The sequence below is a fragment of the Citrobacter sp. Cm046 genome (genome assembly GCF_030333065.1).
GTDB classification, from domain to species: domain Bacteria; phylum Pseudomonadota; class Gammaproteobacteria; order Enterobacterales; family Enterobacteriaceae; genus Citrobacter; species Citrobacter murliniae.
The window spans coordinates 378,784-400,816 of the sequence record NZ_JAOWGP010000037.1 but is presented as its reverse complement, the minus strand read 5'-3'; the positions used below and the strand labels follow the sequence as shown (position 1 = coordinate 400,816).

The window sequence follows — 22,033 nt, the reverse complement described above, 5'->3', positions numbered from 1 at the left end:
TTGAACAGAAGCAGATATGTTCTCGGTTTATCAAGCCTGAAAAATTAGCTGATTTACGGACTAAGCAAGAAATCGAACTGATGAACGGCAGACCGTGGACAAGGGAGCTACCGCCACCGCCGGTATTACCGCCATATGGTCCCCTGGAAAAAATTAGTGGCCGCCTGGAGTCCTTCAGTAGCGAATGTTTTCGGGAATATTTTGACGTCAAGGCGTACCGGACCAGCAGTCTGCCGGATACATCCGGTGGCCAGCGTGGTGCAGCCGCAGCAATTGCTATTGCAGCAGGGAGTCCTGGCGTTGGGGCGGTAATTATGGCCGAGAGTGAATCATCAAATGACACGGCTGAATATGTTCAAGGCACAATTAACGGCAAACCCTTTCGGGGCTGGGTGGGAACAACCCGTCTTAAGGCTGGAGACAATGTGGACATGATTGCAGAGTGGCAGCATGACCATTATGAAGTATATGCCATTGCCCTTCCTGAAGAGCGAATAGTTTCAATTTGTCCGAAATGCGATATGGGGCATATTGCTCATATGCAGTGGCGAATTAAAAATATGATGATTTTGATATGTGTATTTATGTTTATGTTTATATGTGTTTGTCTGATTAAATCTATAATTGATGTAGGGTGGGGTGGGGATGATTTTTGGGAGAAGTATTCTGTTTTTTTATTAATGATGCTTGGGCTGGCACTACCTTTTAGTGGGTTAATAGCATTTTATGCTTACAAAGCCTGTGCGCCAACCTGTTGCAAACTGGCGGAGGAAATACTTGTTCTGCTGGGTATGAAAAACGTCTTCAGAGTTAATCTTAATAAGATAACAAAAGAATGCGAGCAAGAATTAATAGCCAAAGGTAAGTGGCATGACCCTGGTGATAAGAGCAGGCCTGTGTGCCCCAGTAGTAAATTTATTTACTCAGGAGAAAGTTGGTTTTACTACCTCGATACGACTACCCGCACGTAATCACTTTTGATCTCTGCGCTATCGTTCTGCGTGACAAAAATCGGGTAATAAAATTTATGCCGATATTTTTGTACGGTCTGGGTGTGACGGAGGCATGGAGATGAGTCGCCATGTCGGAGAACGCGTTACCTCACCGGGGCGCTTGTTCATGCGCGCAAGGAGCTATAGCGGCTGAGAATACCCCTTCGATGCAGCATACAGGTTAAATGGATATCTGGTCATGAATGACATTCACTCTCGTAAAGTTAAAACTGGCGGCGATCCGCGCCTGCTGGCGGATTATGCTGCTCTGCGTGATGAGCTTGCCAAACTCTCACACCCGGCGCGGCCTGATGTTGACTGGGGACGTGTTGAGCAACTGAGTCTGGCATTGTTTCGCCAGAACGGCGTCGAACTGCAAACGGCGTGCTGGTATACGCTGGCACGCACACGGATGGCGGGGCTGGTGGGGCTTAATGAAGGGCTGGCTGTTCTGGAAGCCTTGTTGATGCATCAATGGGGAACGCTCTGGCCGCAACCGGTCCATGCCAGGATGGAGATCCTCGCTGGATTCACCCAGCGCCTGCACTCAGTGTTGCGGACGCTGGATCTGAATTATGTTGACCTGCCACAGGTTTACAGGGCGGAAGAGCACCTTGATGCTTTGTGTAAGCATTTGCAGCGTCTGGAGTTAAAAAACGCCAGTCAGATAGGGGAGCTGTGCGCCTTTATGCATAATGCGGTGATACGCCTCGAAAATATTGATGCAGGCAGTGGTGACACGGGAGCTGTGACCATACCCGCGTCATCTGTTAGCTCAGTGAGTCCGGTATCTGCTGTTCCGTCTGAACCTCTGATTTACATTGTCCGTGAGGACCTCGCCACACCACGCATTGTGCCTGAATCTTCTGAGCCGGGAACGGGCTGTTCGTGGAAAAGTTTTGTGGGGGGAGTGCTGACCACGCTGGTGCTGGGTTCAGCAGGGCTGTGGGGCTGGCAGCAAATAAATCCGCCAACCAGCAGCCCGTTACCCATAGTGGCAAATGAGGCCGCCCTGACAGAGCTGGCGCAGCTATCACCACTGTGGCTGCAAAACTACGGCTTTGTGCTTGCTGCTACTGCTCAACCAACTGAAGCTGAAAAATTGAAAGTGCAATGGCAGCGTTACATCAGCAGTAACGCTTTGCCTGCATCATCGCTTTCTGGCTGGCATGAGGGCATGGGTGGTCTGCAGGTATTAACTCAGCGCCTGAATGCACTGGATGAGCGCAAAGGGAAATACCTGACCGGCTCAGAACTGAAATCGATGGTCTTTGCCATCACACAGAATTTTAGTCGGGCGGTGCCAGTTGAAGAACAACTGTACCAACTGAGTCTGATGGATGCTGGAGCACAATCGCCAGAAGCCTTGATGCTGCAAACGGATATGCATCTGCATCAGCTAATTAACCGTTACATGCTGATAAAACAACAGACAGTAAAGCCCTAAAAGAAGGGTTATGAGTGTCCAACGACCGCTGCGCGCGGGAGCTGTTTGTCGCCGGGGGGGCGATTTTTTGCTTTAGTATCAGTAATAATCGCCATCGCGTAGCGCACCATCTGCCGCCAGATAAAAGAGGGAGTTGGACCTCTCTTTGTATGGGATTCTCTTGCCCGAGTTTTTTATCCGTTACCTGCCACCCAGATCACTCATGATCCAGGTATCCCACGTTGATATACACGTCATCCTTCACGCTTCCTCGGCGTTGACTACGTTCGCTTACCCAAGTCACTTACCAGAGTAAGCTCATCGGGATTAATGAGAGACATCCATGTCTCTCACCGAAGGCCAGCCTGCTGATGGGCAAATTCGTTTCTGCTGCCCCCTCCAAAATAAACATACCCCCCTCAATTGTCGCCAAATAAAATAATCTCTATTCCATTTTTGCGCCTTTAATAAATGCAACTTTGAATCAAGTTGCATTTAAATGTGATCTACATCTTATTTTTTAGCCATAAATGCGAAAGTAATAAAGCTTAATAAATATATTTAATATCTGTATAAATTGATTTAATGCCTTCATTTGTTGACAATTAAGATGGTGCTTTTGTAATCTGAGGACGAATTAAAACTGATTAAATCCAAATTTAACCATTCTGCAACACTTATACTGGAGGTTTTTATGTCTACGAAGTTATGGGGTGGGCGTTTTGATATGCCGACAAATAAACTAGTCGAATCATATAACGCGACCATTATGCTGGAGCAGCGTCTTTGCCCTTTTGATATTAAAGGGAGTATTGCGCACGCCACAATGTTGGGCCGTCAGGGAATTATTACTGAGAGTGAAGCAAATACCATCATTGGTGGCCTGAGGCAGGTAGATAAAGAGATTGAAGATGGGCAATTTGTTTTCGATACGGCTGATGAAGATATTCATATGGCTATTGAGAGACGAATGACAGAAATTATTGGTCCTGTTGGTGGGAAGTTGCATACCGGGCGCAGTCGTAACGACCAAACTACCGTTGACTCTAAAATGCATATGAGAGCAACAATTCGGGAAATTCAGCAGGATATTGTCAATCTTCAAAAAATTATCATCGCCAAAGCTGAAAATAATATTAATGCGATAATGCCTGGTTATACCCACTTACAAACAGGTCAGCCTATTCTTCTTTCACACTGGATTATGGCGTATTACTGGATGTTACGCCGTGACTGGACGCGATTCGAAGATCTCTATCAACGCATGGGTGAGTGTCCGTTAGGTGCGGCGGCCCTCGCAGGTACCACTTTCCCAATTGATCGTGAGTTTACCGCTCATGAATTGGGTTTTGATAAGCCAACAGAAAACAGTATTGATTCCGTAAGTGACCGCGATCATATGGTCGAGTTTACCGCAGCCGCAGCTGTATGTTTTATGCATCTCACCCGTCTTTCAGAAGAACTGGTTTTATTCTCCAGCCAGGACTTCAAATTTATTGAGCTTTCTGATGATTTTTGTACGGGTTCCAGCATCATGCCACAGAAAAAAAATCCTGATGTTGCTGAGAAAATGCGGGGTAAAGGTGGCCGTATGTACGGAAATCTGATGGCAATGCTGACCATCATGAAAGGGATCCCTCTCGCCTATAATACTGATATGAGTGAGGATAAAGAGCAGGTCTATGATTCTATGGATACTCTGCAAACCAGCCTGAAAATTATGGCTCCTATGCTCGAGAAAATGACTGTTCTTTCGGAGAATACTCGCGATGCCGCTGCCAGAGGATTCTCTAATGCGACTGATATGGCAGATTATCTTGTCCGCAAAGGGATCCCATTCAGGGAAGCCCATCATATTGTTGGTAGTGCAGTGAATTACTGTATTAAACATAAAAAGATGCTAGAAGAACTCACATTAGAAGAGTTCCATTCTTTTGATGATAAAATTGAGAACGATATTTACGATAGCATCTCCTTAGAATCCTGTATTAAAGCGAGAATGTCTTATGGCGGAACCGGACCTGATGCAGTTAAAAAACAAATTGAAAATGCCAAGTCTTATTTAAAGTAATCCCTGTCATAATAATCAATGCCTCCCGGGTGCAATATTCGGGAGGTGCTTTAAGGTGAAAAATGGACGCTTTATTCTTTATACAATTATTTATTGTGCTCGCCTGTATTGGTATCGGTGGGCGCTATGGCGGAATGGGGCTCGGTGCGGGTGGTGGGCTTGGTGTAACAATATTAGTTTTAGGTTTTGGACTAAAACCCTCCGCACCATCAATTACGGCCATGTTAATTATTATTTGTGTTATTGGGGCAGTGAGTATATTGCAGGCCGCAGGTGGGCTTGATTATCTTGTGCGTGTGGCTGAAAAATTACTGCGTAAAAAACCTCAGGCTATTACGTTTGTTGCGCCAATATTAACTTCCATATTTACACTATTCTGCGGTACCACGTACGTTGCATTCTCATTGTATCCTGTTGTTGCTGAAGTTGCGGCGGAGGCGAAGGTTCGTCCAGAACGAGCGTTATCTGCAACTGTTATTGCTGCCAGTGTTGCGGTCGCAGCCAGCCCGATGAGCGCAGCTACCGCAGGGATGCTTGCTATTTTGCATGAATATGCCGGCATTACTCTTGGACAGATACTGACAATTGCTCTCCCTTCATTTTTTATGGCGGCAATTGTTACCAGTTTTTCTGTCTACAAACGCGGTAAAGAGCTGGAAGATGATCCAGAGTTTCAGCGCCGTGTTGCTGCTGGTGAATATGAGTTCATGCATAATGAGCAGAAAAAAGAGTATGTTGCTACGCCAGGTGCCAAAAAAGGCGTCGCGATATTTGCAGTTGGCGTGATGTTGGTGCTCATCCTGGGATCTTTTACCGGACTTCTGCCTTCATGGGATGGGAAAAGGCTATCAACGCCAATGGTTATTCAGATGATCATGCTGACAGCCGCGCTGTTTATTATGATTGTCAGCAAAGTCCCCAGTAATACGTTCAATACGGGGTCTGTCTTCCGCGCAGGTCTAATGGGGGTGGTAGCAATCCTCGGTGTTTCATGGATGACAGCGACCTTTTTTGATGCCTACCAACCAGAACTGATAAAAGTGTTTGGGGGGATTGTTAGTGGTGCTCCGATGCTCTTTGGCGTGGTTGTTTTCTTGTTCTCCCTGGTTATTATGAGCCCTGCTGCAACGGTTGCTGCTATTATGCCGTTAGGTGTTACGCTAAATATTCCCGCGCCGTTTCTAATCGCAATACTTGCCTGTACATGTGGAGACTTCATTATTCCAGGTGCCAACCAAATTGGTTGTGTTGCGTTTGACAGGACAGGTACGACTAAAATAGGGCGGTTTGTTATCAACCACAGCTACATTCGCCCGGGTTTTGTTATGGTCATTTCTCAGGTTATTTTTGCCTACCTGATTGCTCAGGTTGTCCTTTAAAGTTTGCGTAGTAAATCTAATTACAGGCATCCTCTTCTGTGCTTCATCAGAAGGGGATGCCTTGCAGACTTTCTCCAGTCGCTTCGGCGCTACGCCAGTAAATTAGAAATGAGAAAGCAGAAAATGGTTGAGGCGAGAACGGTAACCAGACCTGGTAACATATAGCTGTGATTCACTACATACTTACCAATACGTGTTGTTCCTGTACGGTCGAAAGCAACACAGCCAATCTGCGCTCCCCCCGGAATAATGAATGATCCGCAGGTTACCGGAAGCAAGGCAATTAATGTTTCTGCCGGATATCCCATTAACACACCCGCAGGCAGTAATGCCACAGCCGTCGCTGCCGGACTGTAAATCACAGCGGAAAGACCGAACACAATAATGCCAAACAGCACCGGATTATGAAAACCGTGGAAAGCGGTGTTAAATAATTCGTGCCATGCCTCAAAGAAGGAGTTCATCATCCATGACAGACCAAATATGGCGACCACTCCCACCAGTCCTGCTTTAAATACAGATCCTGAGTCGAGTTTTGAAGGCGAAATTCGGCACACCATCATAATAATACATGCTGTTGTCAGCATAATTATCTGCAACGTTGTCGGGATGCTCATGCGCTCCATCCCGGTACCGTTATTCCACACCGGACGTAATTCAGGAATTGACCCCATAACGACAACCAGGATGATACCGGTAAGGAAAATCAGCAACCCTCTCTTTGCCTCTTTTGTCACCATGCTGGCAGTGCGTTCTTCAGCCTTTATTGACTCAAACTCACCTTCCGCAATCCTGCGCTGAAATTCAGGATCATCTTCGAGTTCATGACCTCGTTTAAAGACAAACAAACAGCCAACAAGACAGCCAAGAAATGTGCCGGGGACTGTGACAGACAGGATATCCAAAGCCGATACATGTAATCCGGCAAGAACGGCGATTGTTCCGGTAACGACTGCACTTACCGGGCTGGCAATGAGACCGAAATTAGCGGCAATAACTGACATCGACATTGCTCGCTCTGGCCGAACCCTGGCATCGGCTGCAATTTCTGCAATCACCGGATAAACGGAAAAAGCGACATATCCTGTCCCGCAAATAGCGGTAAAAAGGTAAGCAACAGCAGGGCCCAGAAAGGTTATTGCACCTGGCCATTTCCTTAGGATCCGCTCCGCCATAGTAACAAATAAATCAAGACCGCCAGCTGCCTGAAGAATAGTGATACACGTGATAACAGCCAGAATGATGGAGATGACTGTTATCGGAGGAGAATCGGGGGGGAGTCCAAATCCAAAAGTCAGGATTGCCAGTCCTAACCCACCCGCAGCACCCAAACCAATCCCGCCAAAACGCCCGCCTATACCAATACATGTAAGAACTATCGCAAACTGAGTTACGAATAACATCATAATTAATTCCTTTTTATTAACAAATAGCTTAATATAATTTGAATAATAAGGGGTTATAATCTTATCATAACAATAAAATAATTAACTCAACTTATTGTATTATTTATACTTACGATTGTTTCGGTACCTTAATCTGAGAGTGTATATGGATAAGAAAAACGAACTATTTGAAAATATTAAAAATTATCTGCTTGATGATGCAAACCGAGATGCTGATGGACGTATCGAAACAGAAACTGAACTTGCAATTCGTTTTAATACATCAAGATATAAAGTTCGCCAGGCGCTCGGGACGCTTGTGCAAATGGGAATGCTTGAGCGCGCTCCCCGACGGGGTAGTGTGTTAAAAAATGTGGGTTCTCATAACATAAATAACCAACTGTTGATGCAGTTTGACCTGTCCGGGTTTGATATCTCAGAGTTTACTGAGGCAAGGATCTTAATCGAGTGCGCTATCATTCCTCTGGCAACGCGAAGAATTTTTCCAGCAATGCTGTCAAAACTTGAAAACGAACTCCGGCTTATTGAGGAAAACGCTGACAATCCGCAGGAAGCTGACCGTCATGACAGGGATTTTCATTTACTCCTGCTACAGGCGAGTGGCAATCGTGTCCTGCAGGTTTTTTCTGACGTTCTGATTACCTACTTTGAAAAAACCAGAGAGTCATTACCCGCCAACGACCGCCAGTATTTCATTGATACAGCGACGAAACAAAGAGAGATCCTGGCGCATATTAAAAAGGGTGATGCACAGGCCGCCTCGGAGTTGATGAGAGCGCATTTACTGGAAAAGCGACTGTAAATATTACGCCCGGGTGTCATTCCGTTCGGATGAGAGAAGCAGGCAAAAGCGGCTGGCGAAGAATATAAGGAGAGAAAGATGATAAAAGTGTTGGGCCTGCTGGCAGTGAGTGTTCTGTCATTGCCAGTGAACGCAGCGACAGTTGAGCCATACAGTCCGGCCCCGGGCGTGCTGTGTGATAAATCGATCTGTGCCAATAAGCACGGTATATCGGTGGCGCTGACCACCAGGTATGTCGGCAAGAAGCAGGGCGAAAAACTGGCAGCGGCCGGGCAATTTGATACAACCGCTTTTACATTCCGGGGCGGTCTGTTTTGTGACACCAATGAGCGTCTGTGCCGGGACGATCGCTATTTTGGTCCGGACGGTAAGCGTAGCGGAAAAGTGAACCCCCATTATACCGCGTTACTGTTTGGTCACGCTGATAAGCCCTGATATGACATGATTTCCCCCCGTGACTGTCGCGCGGGGTGGCGGTGTTTTCCCCGGACGGCAACGCAACAACAATAACTCTCAAAAATGAGAGGCCGATCCTCTCAGCAGGACTTTTGTCCTCAATTCTCTGCATACGTCTGGTTACAATCCCTGCATATCTTCAATATAACTGATTCAGGAATTGTTATGACTGCACATATTAATGCCAAACCGGGTGATTTTGCTTCAACTGTTATTATGCCTGGTGATCCGTTACGCGCTAAGTTTATTGCTGAAAATTACCTGGTAGATTATCGGGAAGTTACCAACGTGCGCAATATGCTGGGTTATACCGGATACTATTCCGGACAACCTGTTTCAGTAATGGGTCACGGTATGGGAATACCGTCGATGACGTTATATGCACATGAGCTGGTACATGATTTTGGTGTCCAGAGAATTATTCGGGTGGGTAGTCTGGGGGCAACACAGCATCATATTAAAATGCGCGATATTATTCTTGCCGTCGCAGCCGGCACGGACTCAGTCACGAATCTGAAACGTAGTTCTGGCTATACAATGGCAACGTCGGCACACTTCCCATTATTACAACAAGCATGGGTTCTGGCGCAAAAAGCGGGCATTGATATCAAAGTCGGAAATGTTTTCAGTGGCGATCTTTATTACGATCCTGATGATAATTTAATTCCTGCACTGGAGAAGTTTGGTGTTCTGGGAGTCGATATGGAAGTGGCTGGATTGTATGCCTTAGCACATCAGTTTGGGATTGAGGCGCTGGCGATTTTAACAGTGTCTGATCACTGCCTGACGGGAGAAGAAACGACTGCGGAGGAACGGCAATTAACCTTTAATAATATGATTGAGCTGGCACTGAATACAGCAGTTACAGCTTAGCGAAGAAATTTTATTGAACCAATCAGGGATGTCTTTATATGAAGAATAAAATAGCACTTACGCTGATTAGTTTTCTGGCAAATTTTATTATGGCAGGGTTTGCCAGTCAGTTTGGTATGCTGATTGAACCGATTGCAATGCGTTACAATGCCGATGTGAATGCTGTCGCATCTATTTTTTCGTTACTGAACGGAGGGGCATTAGCGGGCACGATCGCCGCTTTTTTCCTGATTGAAAAAGTCGGTGTAAAACGTATGACGTTAATTATCTATTCGATAGTTTTCCTGTGCGCACTGACAATGCATTTAAGTAGTGGTTTATGGCCAGTGATGGTCGCTATGACCCTCGTCGGTTTTTGTGGCGGTATTGGCCTATGCGTGGCAGGTACGATCGTGGTTTCTGTCTGGCAGGATCGTATTCAGAGTACGATGCTGGTGGTGCAGGATGCTACGTTTAACGTTGCGGGGGTGGTTTTCCCGTTGATTACGACCTTCGCGCTAACCCACAATATGTCATGGAGTTACAGCTACCTTAGCGTTGGTATGGTGGCCTTACTGACCCTTGGGATTGTGGCACTAACTCGCTTTGCAGCTTGCGAAACAACACATGTTTCTGGCCAGACAGAAGCGGTGAAGTCAGAGTGGAATCCTGGGATTATCAGCGGTGGGATTGGTCTGTTTTTAGGTATGTTGGCGCTTTATACCTTCCTGACATGGGCACCTCTGTTTGTTAAGAATAAATTTGGTATTCCATTTGAAGAAGCCGGAAATATTATTACTCAGTATTGGGGGGCCGCACTGGTCGGCGCGTTAGTGTCAACCGGGATTGTTGCCCGCGTGAAGATACATTATTTCCTGTTAAGTATTATTTTGCTGGCTTGTATTATCACTACGATCATTGTAACGAAGAAAGATATTTCAGGGTTAGATTATCTGGCCTACAGTTATGGCTTTGTGTGCGCCGCACTGTATAACTCCTTTATTGCTTACGGTGTTTCTTTTGTGAAGCGTGCAAGTAGCCAGAACGTTTCTTACATTTTAATTAGCGGTAGTGCAGGAGCAATGTTTAGCCCGGCAATCAGCGCGGTAATGGAAAAAACGATGGGATTGCAAAAAATTATGTACGCAATACCAGTATTGTATTTGGTTATTTTTATCATGTTGCTGGGAACACTGAAGCTCAAACGTCAATAATTATTGCAAAACACTTACCTTCCTCTAATTAAGAACTATCGCCACACAACTATTCTGTGTGTGGCGCCGTTCAATCTTTCTCAAAGGAATTGAATATGTTGCGGAAAAATATATCAATGATTAAAAATCTGGTGGTTGGCGCTGTTATGAGTATGGGGTGTGCCCATGCTGTTGCTGCTGATTATACTGATGGCAATATTCGGAAGAATGATTTCAACTGGATGCAGATGAATTTAATGCAAAGCGTTGATGCTAAGGTTCCTTATGGCATTCGCAACGACACGTATCTTGAACTGGAATTTGGTGCTCGCTCTGGTATTGTCGATCTTTATGGTTACGTTGATTTCTTTGATGTTTTTGATAGCAAGCATGACGATCGTCACGGTGGTGATAACTTTTTTGCCAAAATATCACCGCGTTTTTCACTTGATGCCATCTTTAACAGAGATTTATCTGTTGGCCCGTTTAACGAATTCTATATCTCAACCGTGAACAACATTGGTGACCGGGAATTATTCGAACATTATATCGGCCTGGGAACAGATGTTAAGGTACCGTGGTTCGGTATGGTGGGGATGAATCTCTACGCTCACTACGTTCGTGAAAACTATGGTGCAGATAACGAAGGTAAGTGGGATGGCTACATGTTTTCAACAAACTGGTCGACGCCGTTTTATCATTTCGCCAATGGCAGCTATTTAAACTATCAGGGGTACTTTGACTACCAGTTTGCTGCCAATAAGATTGCTGATCAGGCGTTGTACAGCAACAACGCGATTGAATGGTATAACGGCATTTACTGGCATTCAGAGCACTACGCAGTGGGTTACGGATTGAAGTATTTCCGTAATATGGCATTGATGGAAAATCACGGCGGAGCAGGGCGTACAACGGGTATCGGCCATTACTTCAGCCTTACCTATAAGTTCTAATTGTTGTTGACGGACACGCCAACATTCCGGACCCGGTGTTGGTGTGTCAGTCGATGATGTCGTTTCCCAGAAATTGCCGTAGCCCATCCAGATCTTTGATTTCCAGGCCTTGCTTTGTTTGCGTTACCAGGCCTGCATCAGTAAGCGCTTTAACCGCCCGTCGGTAGACCCGGTCGGTAGTGCCGAATCGCTCAGCTTCCTGATATTTTTTACTGAAACCATCCATGGGTTGCTTGTTTTGATGCTGTCGATAAAGATCGTAAGCCACGTTATGCACGATCGGATAGAGCATCCGGTGCAGGAAAATTTCCAGCATATCCTGGTAGTCGACAGCCATTGCGCTGGCGAAGAAGATTGCCAGTCTGGGGTGCTGATTTAACGCTTCTTCCAGCCGATCGCAACTACATACCGCAACGGTGAGCGGCTCTTCGGCCACAATATCAAGCTGGCAGCGATAGCCCGTAAAGAACTCCATCTCACCAAAAAGTTGTTCGTCACACTCCATCGCGCCAAGTTGAAAACGGCGACCATTCTCAGCGCTGTAACGCAGAGAGATTCTTCCTGATTGCACCATAATCAGACGGTCGACAACCTGCCCCTGATGATAGAGATACTCATCCTCATGAATGAGCTGTGTCTCTGATAGCAGTTCCTGGAATGTCTTCTCGATAAAGGCATCATCTTGCTGCCAGATGTTATGAAAACGGCCTTTTGTGAGTGGTTTAAGCTGCATGGCTCAACGTCTTATGCTTTAGGATAATTCTTACCTCAGAATGTATGCTATCTGCCGGTTAATGTCATTAACGCTGGGGTGGGACTGACGGGAGAAAAAAGGGGCAGAGCGATGCTGCCCCCGGTGACTGGCAATAAATGCGTCATGGATGAGAGATAAAGCGGGACAGACGCTGTCTCAGCAAGCGGTTTTCCTGTCGTAAATGTGCGTTCTCTTCCAGTAATGTCAACGCAACGGCTATTCCTGGCCAGTCAAGCTCCAGCTCCTGGCGCAGGCGCAAAGCGCGCTGCACAACGGCCAGGGCATGATCGTCAAACTGCCAGTGGGCAGTCTCGTCTTCACGGGGTTCTATTACCCCTAAACCGACAATCTCATTAAGTTCCTCTGCAGAAACGCCGGTGTGCAGACAAAACTCGGTAATAGTAAAGGTGACGGTAACGTTAGCCATTATGCTTTCCCCCACTCTTTGCGCGGATCAAAGGACTTCTGTGCCTCTGCCAGCTGTTGCCACAGTGCGGCGCTGTTGTCGTCAGGTTTTGGTGGCATCACGATTTTGATCACTGCATACAGGTCGCCGGTATGTTTTTTGCTTACCAACCCCTTGCCCTTAATTCGTAAACGCTGCCCGGCCTGGCTACCAGGTGGGATAGTCAGCAGAATGCTCTCTTTGAGGGTGGGTACGGTAACTTTCGCGCCCAAAGCGGCTTCCCACGGGGCGAGGGGAACGACAATTTCCAGATCCTGATTAACAATGTCAAACAGCGGATGAGGCGCAATATGAATGACCAGCCATAAATCGCCGTTCGGTCCACCGTTCTCACCGGGAGTACCCTGGCCTTTCAAACGAATGCGTTGGCCGTTACCCACGCCGGCCGGAATTTTCACGTTCAGCGTTTTCGGAATTTCGCGCTCTACCAGACCAAAAGCATTGTATACCGGCAGGCTGTAACTGATGGTACGGCTATGCTCAGTAAGCGTTTCTTCGAGAAAAACGGCAACTTCAATTTCGATATCGTGACCCCGACTGGCATGACGCTGCCGTGAATGGTGAGCATGCTTGCCAAAAATAGAGGAGAAAATGTCGTCGAAGTCTTCAGCATTGTAATTCTGTCCATCGCCCTGCTGGAACTGACGGTTGAACTGCGGGTCGTTGCGGTGCTGCCACAACTGATCGTACTCGGCTCTGCGTTGTTCATCGCTCAGTACTTCCCATGCTTCAGCAACTTCTTTAAAACGGGCTTCGGCATCGGATTCTTTACTGACATCGGGATGGTATTTGCGGGCGAGTCGACGATAGGCGGTCTTGATTGTCTTGAGATCGTCCGTCGGTTTCACGCCCATGATGGCGTAATAATCCTTTAATTCCATAGCGCTCTCTCGTGTAAATCAACACATAGAAGAAGGATACCTCTGGGGAAAGGCATCTACCAATAAGTTTAGGGTAATCCTCATAAGGGTGAATGCCAACCATGACATGAAAGGAGGAGAAGACGATATGACAAGGAACAGGCATTACACCACCAACAGTCACCAGAGAGGGGCTGGATCCTGTTGTGTGGTGCGTATAACGGTATTAACTCAACATCAGGGGCGGGAAATAAGATACTGGACAGTGTCAGCGTAGCTCTGCACAAAAGAATTTACGTCATCTGAATTTAATCCTTTAGGATTAATCATATATTTACCCTTGATAAAGATTGCGGGTACGCCTTTTAAATCTACAGTTTTAGCCAGCTCTTGTTGTTTGGCTGTCAATGATTTCACGGCAAAACTATTCCATGCTGCGTCATAATCACTGGCACTCACACCGGCGTTGATAAATATATTGCGAATATCGTCCGCTGTTTTAATGGTTTGTTTTTTCTGAACGGCATCAAACAGTAAAGGTTTGACTTTATCTTCCACGTTTAACAACATGGCAACTGACCAGGCATGCGTCATGTCTGGTCCCAGAGGACCTAAAAAGTCGACATGATACTCGGTGAGTGTGACATCAGCGGGCAAGACTTTTTTCACGTTATCAGTCACTTTGAAAACTTCATCATACTGATAGCAGGAGGGACAATAGAAGGAGAAAAACTTCAGTGCTGCTGGTGCTGCAGGTACGGGTTTCTCCAGTGAGATGAACTGCTTGCCATCGGTAAATGATGCGGCTTGAGTGCTAACGGTAAAAAGTAAGCCGATCAGGGGTAATAAATATTTTTTCATTTCCATATACTCTGAATAACATTTAACAAACAAAGCGTTTTTATAATGGACAAGATATTAGTCCGTTTGATTATAATATTGTTTTTATTGAGGAAATGCTCTAGTCCTTACTTTCATTTACGCATCAATACGCGAAAGTACATTTTTAATATTTTCTTATAATCTATCACGGGGTTTTCTCGGAGATGCCTCGAAAATAATGAATAATACCTGTGGTGATATTTTCATGTTGTTTCATTAGAGGTGCCATTTTTGATTGTGAAATTATTGCTGGCATTGATTATTATTTCGTGGCCGGGTGTGATAATGAACAGCAGATGTTAATCTCCGGTACCGACATAACTTTACAGCGTAAAGGTTGCCAAAACCTCACCAGTGGCTAAGATAACTCGCGTCAATCAGTGAGGGTATAATGGCGAAACGTCAACGGATGGGATGGTGGTTCCTCTGCCTGGCATGTGTTGTGGTGATAGTTTGCACCGCGCAACGCATAGCGGGTCTGCATGCGTTGCAGATGAATACCGCCGCCACTGCTGTCGTCGCGAGCGCGCAAACGGATACCGATGACGCCTCACCCGTTACCCCTTGTGAATTGAGCGCGAAGTCGTTACTGGCGTCGCCGCCTGTGCTGTTTGAAGGGGCGATCCTGGTGCTATGCCTGCTTCTGTCGCTGTTAGCGCCAGTGCGGGCTTTTCGTCTGCCTTTTTTCCCACCGCGAGCCATCTCGCCGCCCACGCTTAGGGTTCATCTCAGATTCTGTGTCTTCCGTGAATGACCAAACCGTTGTTGCTGACTGTTAGATAATCATTCACGGAGAAAAAATATGATGACTGTTTTCAGGCAGGCGCTGTTCTGCCTGTTATTGCTATGGCTGCCCGTATCCTGGGCGGCTGACATCGGCTGGCTGCGTTCACCCGATAACGACCATGCCAGCGTCCGGCTGCGTGCCGATACATCTGCTGAAGGGCAAGCCCGTCTACTGCTGGATGTGAAGCTGGAAGATGGCTGGAAAACCTACTGGCGTTCGCCGGGAGAGGGGGGTGTCGCGCCGTCTGTCACCTGGAAAGGTGAAATGCCCGCAGTGGATTGGTTCTGGCCAACGCCTGCGCGCTTTGAGGTCGCCAATATCACTACCCAGGGGTATCACGATAAGGTGACATTCCCGATGGTGGTACACGGCACGCTGCCAGCCACGATCAATGGCGTATTGACGCTATCAACGTGCAGCAATGTCTGCCTGCTGACGGATTTTCCTTTTTCCGTAACACCTTCTGTTCAGGATCCGACATTTGCGCATGATTATGCCCAGGCAATGGGGCAGATCCCGCTTGCCAGCGGCCTGACAGATACGCTCAGCGCAGGGGCGCGGGCTGGAGAGTTGGTGGTCGAAGCGCACCGCGCGGGAGGCTGGTCTACGCCCGGACTTTATCTGGATACCGTCGATGATGTGGATTTCGGTATGCCGCAAATCCGCATTGATGGAGACACGCTGCTGGCGACAGTACCTGTCCATGACAGTTGGGGAGAAGGCGCACCGGATTTACGCGGCAAGCGGGTCACGCTGGTCCTGGCTGATAATGGCGTTGCGCAGGAAAGTCGACTTGCTATAGGAGATGCTCCGGCTGCGGATACCGCCGCACCTGCGATGTGGCAGGTGGTTGCGATGGCGCTGCTGGGTGGTCTGATCCTGAACCTGATGCCCTGTGTGCTACCGGTTTTGGGCATGAAGCTGGGTTCAATTTTGCTTGTCGAAGAGAAAAGTCGTCGTCAGGTTCGCCGTCAGTTTCTGGCGTCGGTGGCCGGAATTCTGGTCTCATTTATGGCCCTGGCATTGCTGATGACGGTGCTGCGTATGACCAATCAGGCACTCGGCTGGGGGATCCAGTTCCAGAGCCCGTGGTTTATTGGCGTTATGGTGCTGGTAATGCTGGCGTTTAGCGCCAGTCTGTTCGGATTGTTTGAATTCCGGCTTCCTTCCACAATGACAACCACGCTGGCTACTCGCGGTGGCAACGGTCTGGCAGGGCATTTCTGGCAGGGCGCTTTTGCTACGCTGCTCGCCACGCCGTGCAGTGCACCGTTTCTCGGGACCGCGGTAGCGGTGGCGCTTACGGCTTCACTTCCAACGCTATGGGGACTTTTTCTCGCACTGGGGCTGGGCATGAGCTTGCCATGGCTGTTGGTGGCTCTCCGACCGGGTCTGGCATTGCGGTTACCACGTCCGGGGCGCTGGATGAACATCCTGCGACGTCTTCTGGGGGTGATGATGCTCGGCTCTGCTATCTGGCTGGCAACGTTACTGCTCCCGCATCTGGGTGTTTTCACACAAAGTGCAGTGAAAGAGAGTGTGAACTGGCAACCGCTTAGCGAGCAGGCCATCGACGATGCGCTTGCCCAACATAAGCGCGTAGTCGTTGATGTAACCGCCGACTGGTGCATTACCTGTAAGGTAAATAAATACAACGTATTGCATAAAGAAGACGTCCAGGCCGCACTGCAACAGCCTGATGTAGTGGCGTTACGCGGCGACTGGACGCTGCCTTCTGAAGCCATCACCGCATTTCTGAAAAAACGTGGCCAGGTTGCTGTGCCGTTTAACCAAATTTATGGCCCCGGTCTGCCGGAAGGTCAGGCGTTGCCAACATTGTTAACCCGCGAGGCGGTGTTAAAAACACTGGCAGATGCCAAAGGAGTCAATCCATGAAGATCCTGATTGTTTTGCTGTTAGCCTTGTTTTCAACCGTCAGCGTAGCGAAAGAGCCTGCACCGTTTACACCGGAACAGGAAAAGCAAATTGAAGCGCTCATTCAGGAAGCGCTGTTTAACGATCCTGACAGCCCGCATATTGGTACAAAGCAGGCGAAACTGACGCTGATAAACTTCACCGATTACAACTGTCCGTACTGCAAGCAACTGGATCCTATGCTGGTAAAAATTGTGCAAAAGTATCCTGACGTGGCGGTGGTGATTAAACCGCTGCCGTTTAAAGGGGAAAGCTCCGTACTGTCGGCGCGGACTGCGCTGACAACGTGGCGCGAGCATCCGCAGCAGTTTCTGGCGCTGCATGAAAAACTGATGCAGAAGAGGGGCTACCACACGGCTGCCAGTATTAAGCAGGCGCAGGAAAAAGCCGCAGCCACTCCGGTAAATCTGGATGATAAAAGTTCAGAGACACTGAGCACTAACCTGCAACTGGCGCGGCTGGTGGGTGTGCGGGGAACGCCGGCTACGATAATTGGTGATGAGCTTATACCAGGCGCTGTGTCGTGGGAAACGCTTGAAGAAGTGGTCAAAGAAAAACTGGCGGCTGCCAATGAGCGGTAAACTGCGTCGTTGGCTGCGCGAAGGGCTGATCTTACTGGCGTTGTTAGCCGGGGCGATGCTGCTGATGGATGTATGGCGCGCGCCTCAACTGCCAGCATCGTTTGACAGTACGCCTTTGCAGACGCTGGATGGCGAAACAGTCACCCTCGCCGCACTCAGTAATGAGGAGCCGGTGCTGATCTATTTCTGGGCAAGCTGGTGTGGTGTGTGTCGCTTCACCACGCCGGAAGTCGCCAGGCTGCGATCAGAAGGGGAAAACATTATGACCATCGCGCTACGTTCCGGCAGCGAAGCGGATGTTGCTCACTGGCTGTCGCGCAAAGGTGTGGCATTTCCGGTTATTAACGATGCTGAGGGCACAATATCCCGCAGTTGGGATATTAGCGTCACTCCCACGCTAGTGGTGATGTCGCAAGGTCGTGTGGTATCGACAACCAGTGGCTGGACCAGCTACTGGGGGATGAAGATACGGCTGTGGTGGGCGAAAACGTGGTGATTTTTGTGCCGGGGAAACCCGGCATTTTTTATACGATAAAATGGCAGTAAAAACATGTTGTTCTGATATTAAAGCCCAAAGCTATATCGAAATAATTATATAGTTTTCATCGCTTCTGTAGTTGCAAATCTACAAAGGTAATGGCATACCTGAAGGCGTTTTAAATATCTTATTTCTTACAGGGATTATAGAATAATGCACAAGGGTAAAGTTATTGTTGCATCAATGATGGTGTTTTGTGTCCTTATTTTTATTGCCGCTATTGCCTGGTTTATGGTGTTCCAGGGGGAAGTCACCGAACCGACCAGTGAAGAGAAAAATGCCGCCATTCTGCATGCTGCGGGCTTGCTAAAATCAGATGCACAGGATGAAAAAACTATAAATAATTTATTTCAACGTTATATTTTAGCGCGAAAGGTCAATCTGGATTCCGGGGAGTGGGTAGCTGACGATGCCATAACGCAAGGATGTAAGAAGCTCGCTCCGGAGCATGATCCCGCCAGGATCCACCAGCGCTGCGTAATTGCAGATGTTTATCTGGTGAAAAATAAAAACAATAAAATTCAACAAATTATAATTCCTGTTTTCGGTAAAGGGGCGAAGTCTATGATGCACGCCTTCCTTGCTCTTGACCTTGACGGGCGTACAGTTAAAAACCTGTATTACTACCAGCAGCGGGAAACTCCTTTTTTGGGGGCCAGAGTGGAAGATGAGAACTGGCGTAAACAATGGCTGGGTAAAAAAGTGGTTGATAATAACGGGAAGCCGGCGCTGAGAATAATTCAGGAAAAACCAGAGCATATCGATGAATATACGGTAGATGGTATTTCTGGTGCGACTCTGACATCGACGGGGGTAGAGAAAAGTATTAACTACTGGACAGGCGAACAGGGTTATGGTCGTTTTCTACAACGTATTACTCGTGATCCTGATATAATGATGCCCTGACATTTTTTGTTTTAAATAACGTTTTCCCTCATGCCCGCTGTCGGCTTCATTTGTGTCAGCGAGTATGGGGGAACGCTATTCTGCACGGTGTATAAATACTCCTGAATTAACGGCTTCATTAATAAATCCTGCCAGCCTCAACTTCGTATCCATCACATTTTCATGAAATAAATTTACATAACTTGTCACCCGTTGACATTTTTATGATCCAGGTCATGTACAACGCAGTCAAAAATCGATAATGATAATAATTATCATTTGTATTTTACGGGATGCGTACCGTGCGTAAGTTCTGCTCTTTCCTGCTGTTCACTTTGTGTGGCTTGCTTGTAAGCCTTCACGTATGGGCTGCAACAAACTATGCCCCGTTTATTGAGGATATCGAGCAACGTCTTGATAAAACGGCAGAACTTTACTCTCAACAGCAAACTGATGAAGCGCGTCGCACGGTGCAAATGGCCTACTTTGAGGTATTCGAAAACCTTGAAGGTCCGATTCGTATCAACATTTCCGCCAGCAAGAGTTATGAGATGGAAAGTGCTTTCGGTGAGATCCGTCGCATGATTGGCGAAAAAAAATCTCTCTCTGACGTGCAGGCTAAAATCGACTGGCTGAAGGCATCGCTGCGTGAAGTTGAACCTGTGCTGGATGGCGGGCATCGCCTGGTTGCCGAAGAGCAGCACAATGCGTTTTCCAGAACCGATATCGCCGTACACTGGCAAGAGAGTTTCCGCACTATCGACGATTTGCTGGCCCAGGCAGTAAATAACTATCAGGCCGGGAATCTCAGCGTTGCCAGCCAGCACGTTCAACAGGCGCACTATCAGGGTTTTAAAAACTCAGAGATGGAAATGTCGATCAGACAGAATCGATCGGCAAAAGACGCAGCAGCGATTAATCAGCAATTTTCTGCGCTGATTGCGCTCACCGCGCAGCCGGATCACCTCAATGATGTTTCTTATCAGGTCACAACGTTGTTACAGGATATTGAGGATCTTCTGCCCGGTCTGCCCACTACCCGTGACGAACAGCAGGTTGCAGCGTCGCAAAATACGGGTAACGCTCCAGCGGCAGAGGATGACAAAGCACGCGCAGACTGGACTGCGGTGTCGATGGGTATCAATCAAAGTATTCAGGAAGCGATTGCCCGCTATCAAGGGGGCGATGCGAAGAATGCCATTCTGGATGTGCAGGACAGTTACTTTGACCGCTTTGAAGCCAGCGGTATGGAAAACAAAATAGGCTCCCGTGACTCAGCGTTTAAAACCACGCTGGAGGCTTACTTTACGCGTCTGGTTAGCCTGATGAAAGCGGGTCAGCCAGTGGAAAGGCTCAACGCAGAAGCCAGCGCACTGGAGCAGGATCTACAAAAAGCGGTGGCGATGTTGGGAGAAGGCGAAGAGACCCAGTGGAGCCTGCTGCTCTATAGCCTGATGATCATTGTTCGCGAAGGGCTGGAAGCACTGCTTATTGTGGCGGCTATCGTGGCCTATATGGTGAAAAACAATCACCAGGATAAGTTACCGCTTATTCGTCAGTCGGTGATTGTCGCGCTGATCGCCAGCGTCATTACCGCTGTGATATTCCAGCTTCTGTTCACTAATTCTGGCGCCAGTCGTGAATTGCTCGAAGGCATAACGATGCTGATTGCCGTCGTCATGCTGTTCTTCATGAGCTACTGGTTACTGTCTAAGGTCGAAGCACGCCACTGGAAAGCCTGGCTGGAAGGAAAGCTGTCCCACTCACTTTCCCGTGGTTCACTGGTTGGACTGTGGCTGACCAGCTTCCTGGCTGTTTATCGCGAAGGGGCGGAAACCGTGCTGTTTTACTACGCCCTGGTCGGGGATGCGAATGATGTTTCCGGGCATATGGCGATTGCTGCAGGTTTTGTTATCGGCTGTGTTGTTCTGCTGGCCGCGTGGCTGCTCATGCGCTACTCGGTAGTACGCCTGCCGTTGAAGCCGTTCTTTATGTTTACCGGCAGTTTTATGTACCTGATGGCCTTTGTGTTTGCGGGCAAAGGGGTTCTGGAACTGGTGGAAGGCAAACTGTTCCAGCCGACGTTGATTAACGGCTTCCCTGAAATCAGCTGGTTGGGAATTTATCCCTACATGGAAACGTTATTACCGCAGGCCGTATTGCTGCTTGCAGCGCTGGTGGCGCTGTGGGTGATGCGGCGGAAAAGCACAGTCCCTGGGGAAACGATAAAAAATAATCTATAGCTGTTATTTAAGACGAGAGGATATGTCTGATGACCATGAAGAAAACCCTGATTGCCAGTGCAGTGATGGCCAGTATTTTCACTGCTCCGGCTGCGTTTGCCTTTAAGGAGTATCCGGCAGGCGAGCCTGTCACCATGAATGAGATGGAACTGGCTGCTGTCTATCTGCAGCCGATCGATATGGAGCCGCGCGGCATGGGGTTACCGGCAGCAAAAGCCGATATTCACCTTGAGGCGGATATTCACGCAGTGGAAGGCAGTAAAAATGGTTTCGGCGCAGGCGAATGGATCCCTTATCTGACCATCAGTTACACCTTAATTAACAGTGATACAGGTGAAAAACAAGAAGGTACCTTCATGCCGATGGTCGCCAGCGATGGTCCTCATTACGGCGCGAACATCAAAATGATGGGTGTGGGTAACTACAAAGTGACCTATCACATCGAACCACCGTCAAAAGCAGGTATGCACCGTCACACAGACAGTGATACGGGTGTTGGTCGCTGGTGGAAGCCATTTGATGTGAGCTATGAATTTAAATACGTTGGCCTGAACTAAGCGCTTTTCCCATCA

General features: G+C 47.9%; 21 protein-coding genes. 16 read left to right on the top strand and 5 right to left on the bottom strand.

The window, feature by feature from the left end; translation table 11 throughout:
• The 4 genes from OGX98_RS10695 to OGX98_RS10680 all read left to right on the top strand — a co-directional run.
• On the top strand, positions 1-971 hold a 971-nt coding region (locus OGX98_RS10695; protein ID WP_286595257.1), incomplete at its 5' end, for a putative type VI secretion system effector.
• Between the two features lie 220 nt (positions 972-1,191).
• The gene (locus tag OGX98_RS10690) at positions 1,192-2,439 is read left to right on the top strand and encodes a VasL domain-containing protein (RefSeq protein ID WP_286595256.1); all 1,248 of its coding nucleotides are present in this window, start codon (positions 1,192-1,194) and stop codon (positions 2,437-2,439) included.
• A gap of 673 nt (positions 2,440-3,112) precedes the next feature.
• A complete protein-coding gene (gene argH / locus OGX98_RS10685) occupies positions 3,113-4,489 on the top strand; it encodes an argininosuccinate lyase (RefSeq protein WP_286595255.1) in 1,377 nt (458 codons plus the stop codon).
• Between the two features lie 62 nt (positions 4,490-4,551).
• Complete coding sequence (locus OGX98_RS10680; RefSeq protein ID WP_045441476.1) at positions 4,552-5,868, top strand: anaerobic C4-dicarboxylate transporter family protein; 1,317 nt, start codon at positions 4,552-4,554, stop codon at positions 5,866-5,868.
• An 89-nt stretch (positions 5,869-5,957) separates the two neighbouring features.
• On the opposite strand, the gene OGX98_RS10675 is transcribed toward OGX98_RS10680, so the two are convergent.
• A complete protein-coding gene (locus tag OGX98_RS10675; protein ID WP_081918197.1) occupies positions 5,958-7,274 on the bottom strand; it encodes an anaerobic C4-dicarboxylate transporter family protein in 1,317 nt (438 codons plus the stop codon).
• Between the two features lie 145 nt (positions 7,275-7,419).
• Between OGX98_RS10675 and OGX98_RS10670 the strand changes: the two genes are divergently transcribed.
• The 5 genes from OGX98_RS10670 (at position 7,420) to OGX98_RS10650 (ending at position 11,530) form a co-directional block, all read left to right on the top strand.
• The gene (locus OGX98_RS10670; RefSeq protein ID WP_048221693.1) at positions 7,420-8,076 is read left to right on the top strand and encodes a FadR/GntR family transcriptional regulator; all 657 of its coding nucleotides are present in this window, start codon (positions 7,420-7,422) and stop codon (positions 8,074-8,076) included.
• Between the two features lie 78 nt (positions 8,077-8,154).
• Entirely contained in the window at positions 8,155-8,511 is a 357-nt protein-coding gene (locus OGX98_RS10665) for a YcgJ family protein (RefSeq protein WP_045441478.1), read from the top strand.
• Between the two features lie 186 nt (positions 8,512-8,697).
• Complete coding sequence (gene deoD, locus OGX98_RS10660) at positions 8,698-9,405, top strand: purine-nucleoside phosphorylase (RefSeq protein WP_286595253.1); 708 nt, start codon at positions 8,698-8,700, stop codon at positions 9,403-9,405.
• 38 nt (positions 9,406-9,443) lie between these two features.
• Positions 9,444-10,598, top strand: coding sequence for an MFS transporter TsgA (gene tsgA / locus OGX98_RS10655; protein ID WP_045441480.1), 1,155 nt, complete (start codon positions 9,444-9,446; stop codon positions 10,596-10,598).
• A gap of 95 nt (positions 10,599-10,693) precedes the next feature.
• On the top strand, positions 10,694-11,530 hold the full coding sequence (locus OGX98_RS10650; RefSeq protein ID WP_045441481.1) for a nucleoside-specific channel-forming Tsx family protein: 837 nt from the start codon (positions 10,694-10,696) through the stop codon (positions 11,528-11,530).
• Between the two features lie 46 nt (positions 11,531-11,576).
• Here OGX98_RS10650 and OGX98_RS10645 read toward each other — a convergent pair whose 3' ends face one another.
• From OGX98_RS10645 to dsbA, 4 genes are all read right to left on the bottom strand, one after another.
• The gene (locus OGX98_RS10645; RefSeq protein WP_045441482.1) at positions 11,577-12,263 is read right to left on the bottom strand and encodes a Crp/Fnr family transcriptional regulator; all 687 of its coding nucleotides are present in this window, start codon (positions 12,261-12,263) and stop codon (positions 11,577-11,579) included.
• 142 nt (positions 12,264-12,405) lie between these two features.
• Complete coding sequence (cbpM, locus tag OGX98_RS10640) at positions 12,406-12,711, bottom strand: chaperone modulator CbpM (RefSeq protein ID WP_045441483.1); 306 nt, start codon at positions 12,709-12,711, stop codon at positions 12,406-12,408.
• Positions 12,711-13,631 (bottom strand): curved DNA-binding protein, encoded by a 921-nt coding sequence (gene cbpA / locus OGX98_RS10635; RefSeq protein ID WP_048221691.1) that lies wholly within the window; start codon positions 13,629-13,631, stop codon positions 12,711-12,713. The genes cbpM and cbpA overlap by 1 nt, the downstream gene beginning before the upstream one ends.
• Before the next feature lie 216 nt (positions 13,632-13,847).
• Complete coding sequence (gene dsbA, locus OGX98_RS10630; RefSeq protein ID WP_286595252.1) at positions 13,848-14,471, bottom strand: thiol:disulfide interchange protein DsbA; 624 nt, start codon at positions 14,469-14,471, stop codon at positions 13,848-13,850.
• 412 nt (positions 14,472-14,883) lie between these two features.
• Between dsbA and OGX98_RS10625 the strand changes: the two genes are divergently transcribed.
• The 7 genes from OGX98_RS10625 to OGX98_RS10595 all read left to right on the top strand — a co-directional run bounded on the left by OGX98_RS10625 (position 14,884) and on the right by OGX98_RS10595 (position 22,018).
• Positions 14,884-15,246: a copper resistance protein gene (locus tag OGX98_RS10625; protein ID WP_286595251.1), complete on the top strand. Its 363-nt coding sequence runs from the start codon at positions 14,884-14,886 to the stop codon at positions 15,244-15,246.
• A gap of 48 nt (positions 15,247-15,294) precedes the next feature.
• Positions 15,295-17,175, top strand: a complete 1,881-nt coding sequence (locus OGX98_RS10620; protein WP_048221689.1) for a protein-disulfide reductase DsbD family protein — start codon at positions 15,295-15,297, stop codon at positions 17,173-17,175.
• Entirely contained in the window at positions 17,172-17,795 is a 624-nt protein-coding gene (locus tag OGX98_RS10615) for a DsbA family protein (RefSeq protein ID WP_286595250.1), read from the top strand. The genes OGX98_RS10620 and OGX98_RS10615 overlap by 4 nt, the downstream gene beginning before the upstream one ends.
• Complete coding sequence (locus OGX98_RS10610) at positions 17,785-18,291, top strand: protein disulfide oxidoreductase (protein ID WP_045441489.1); 507 nt, start codon at positions 17,785-17,787, stop codon at positions 18,289-18,291. The genes OGX98_RS10615 and OGX98_RS10610 overlap by 11 nt, the downstream gene beginning before the upstream one ends.
• Before the next feature lie 195 nt (positions 18,292-18,486).
• Positions 18,487-19,239 (top strand): NADH:ubiquinone reductase (Na(+)-transporting) subunit C, encoded by a 753-nt coding sequence (nqrC, locus tag OGX98_RS10605; protein WP_200042075.1) that lies wholly within the window; start codon positions 18,487-18,489, stop codon positions 19,237-19,239.
• 272 nt (positions 19,240-19,511) lie between these two features.
• Positions 19,512-21,461, top strand: a complete 1,950-nt coding sequence (locus OGX98_RS10600) for an FTR1 family iron permease (RefSeq protein WP_370637075.1) — start codon at positions 19,512-19,514, stop codon at positions 21,459-21,461.
• Positions 21,462-21,490: 29 nt separating this feature from the next.
• Positions 21,491-22,018, top strand: coding sequence for an iron transporter (locus OGX98_RS10595; RefSeq protein WP_045441492.1), 528 nt, complete (start codon positions 21,491-21,493; stop codon positions 22,016-22,018).
• Positions 22,019-22,033 lie beyond the last annotated feature (15 nt).

What these genes read in the sequence shown, in the direction of transcription:
- OGX98_RS10690 (WP_286595256.1), top strand. Translation starts at nt 1,192, where the DNA reads ATGAATGACATTCACTCTCGTAAAGTTAAAACTGGCGGCGATCCGCGC.
- argH (WP_286595255.1), top strand. Translation starts at nt 3,113, where the DNA reads ATGTCTACGAAGTTATGGGGTGGGCGTTTTGATATGCCGACAAATAAA.
- OGX98_RS10680 (WP_045441476.1), top strand. Translation starts at nt 4,552, where the DNA reads ATGGACGCTTTATTCTTTATACAATTATTTATTGTGCTCGCCTGTATT.
- OGX98_RS10675 (WP_081918197.1), bottom strand. Translation starts at nt 7,274, where the DNA reads ATGATGTTATTCGTAACTCAGTTTGCGATAGTTCTTACATGTATTGGT.
- OGX98_RS10670 (WP_048221693.1), top strand. Translation starts at nt 7,420, where the DNA reads ATGGATAAGAAAAACGAACTATTTGAAAATATTAAAAATTATCTGCTT.
- OGX98_RS10665 (WP_045441478.1), top strand. Translation starts at nt 8,155, where the DNA reads ATGATAAAAGTGTTGGGCCTGCTGGCAGTGAGTGTTCTGTCATTGCCA.
- deoD (WP_286595253.1), top strand. Translation starts at nt 8,698, where the DNA reads ATGACTGCACATATTAATGCCAAACCGGGTGATTTTGCTTCAACTGTT.
- tsgA (WP_045441480.1), top strand. Translation starts at nt 9,444, where the DNA reads ATGAAGAATAAAATAGCACTTACGCTGATTAGTTTTCTGGCAAATTTT.
- OGX98_RS10650 (WP_045441481.1), top strand. Translation starts at nt 10,694, where the DNA reads ATGTTGCGGAAAAATATATCAATGATTAAAAATCTGGTGGTTGGCGCT.
- OGX98_RS10645 (WP_045441482.1), bottom strand. Translation starts at nt 12,263, where the DNA reads ATGCAGCTTAAACCACTCACAAAAGGCCGTTTTCATAACATCTGGCAG.
- cbpM (WP_045441483.1), bottom strand. Translation starts at nt 12,711, where the DNA reads ATGGCTAACGTTACCGTCACCTTTACTATTACCGAGTTTTGTCTGCAC.
- cbpA (WP_048221691.1), bottom strand. Translation starts at nt 13,631, where the DNA reads ATGGAATTAAAGGATTATTACGCCATCATGGGCGTGAAACCGACGGAC.
- dsbA (WP_286595252.1), bottom strand. Translation starts at nt 14,471, where the DNA reads ATGAAAAAATATTTATTACCCCTGATCGGCTTACTTTTTACCGTTAGC.
- OGX98_RS10625 (WP_286595251.1), top strand. Translation starts at nt 14,884, where the DNA reads ATGGCGAAACGTCAACGGATGGGATGGTGGTTCCTCTGCCTGGCATGT.
- OGX98_RS10620 (WP_048221689.1), top strand. Translation starts at nt 15,295, where the DNA reads ATGATGACTGTTTTCAGGCAGGCGCTGTTCTGCCTGTTATTGCTATGG.
- OGX98_RS10615 (WP_286595250.1), top strand. Translation starts at nt 17,172, where the DNA reads ATGAAGATCCTGATTGTTTTGCTGTTAGCCTTGTTTTCAACCGTCAGC.
- OGX98_RS10610 (WP_045441489.1), top strand. Translation starts at nt 17,785, where the DNA reads ATGAGCGGTAAACTGCGTCGTTGGCTGCGCGAAGGGCTGATCTTACTG.
- nqrC (WP_200042075.1), top strand. Translation starts at nt 18,487, where the DNA reads ATGCACAAGGGTAAAGTTATTGTTGCATCAATGATGGTGTTTTGTGTC.
- OGX98_RS10600 (WP_370637075.1), top strand. Translation starts at nt 19,512, where the DNA reads ATGCGTACCGTGCGTAAGTTCTGCTCTTTCCTGCTGTTCACTTTGTGT.
- OGX98_RS10595 (WP_045441492.1), top strand. Translation starts at nt 21,491, where the DNA reads ATGACCATGAAGAAAACCCTGATTGCCAGTGCAGTGATGGCCAGTATT.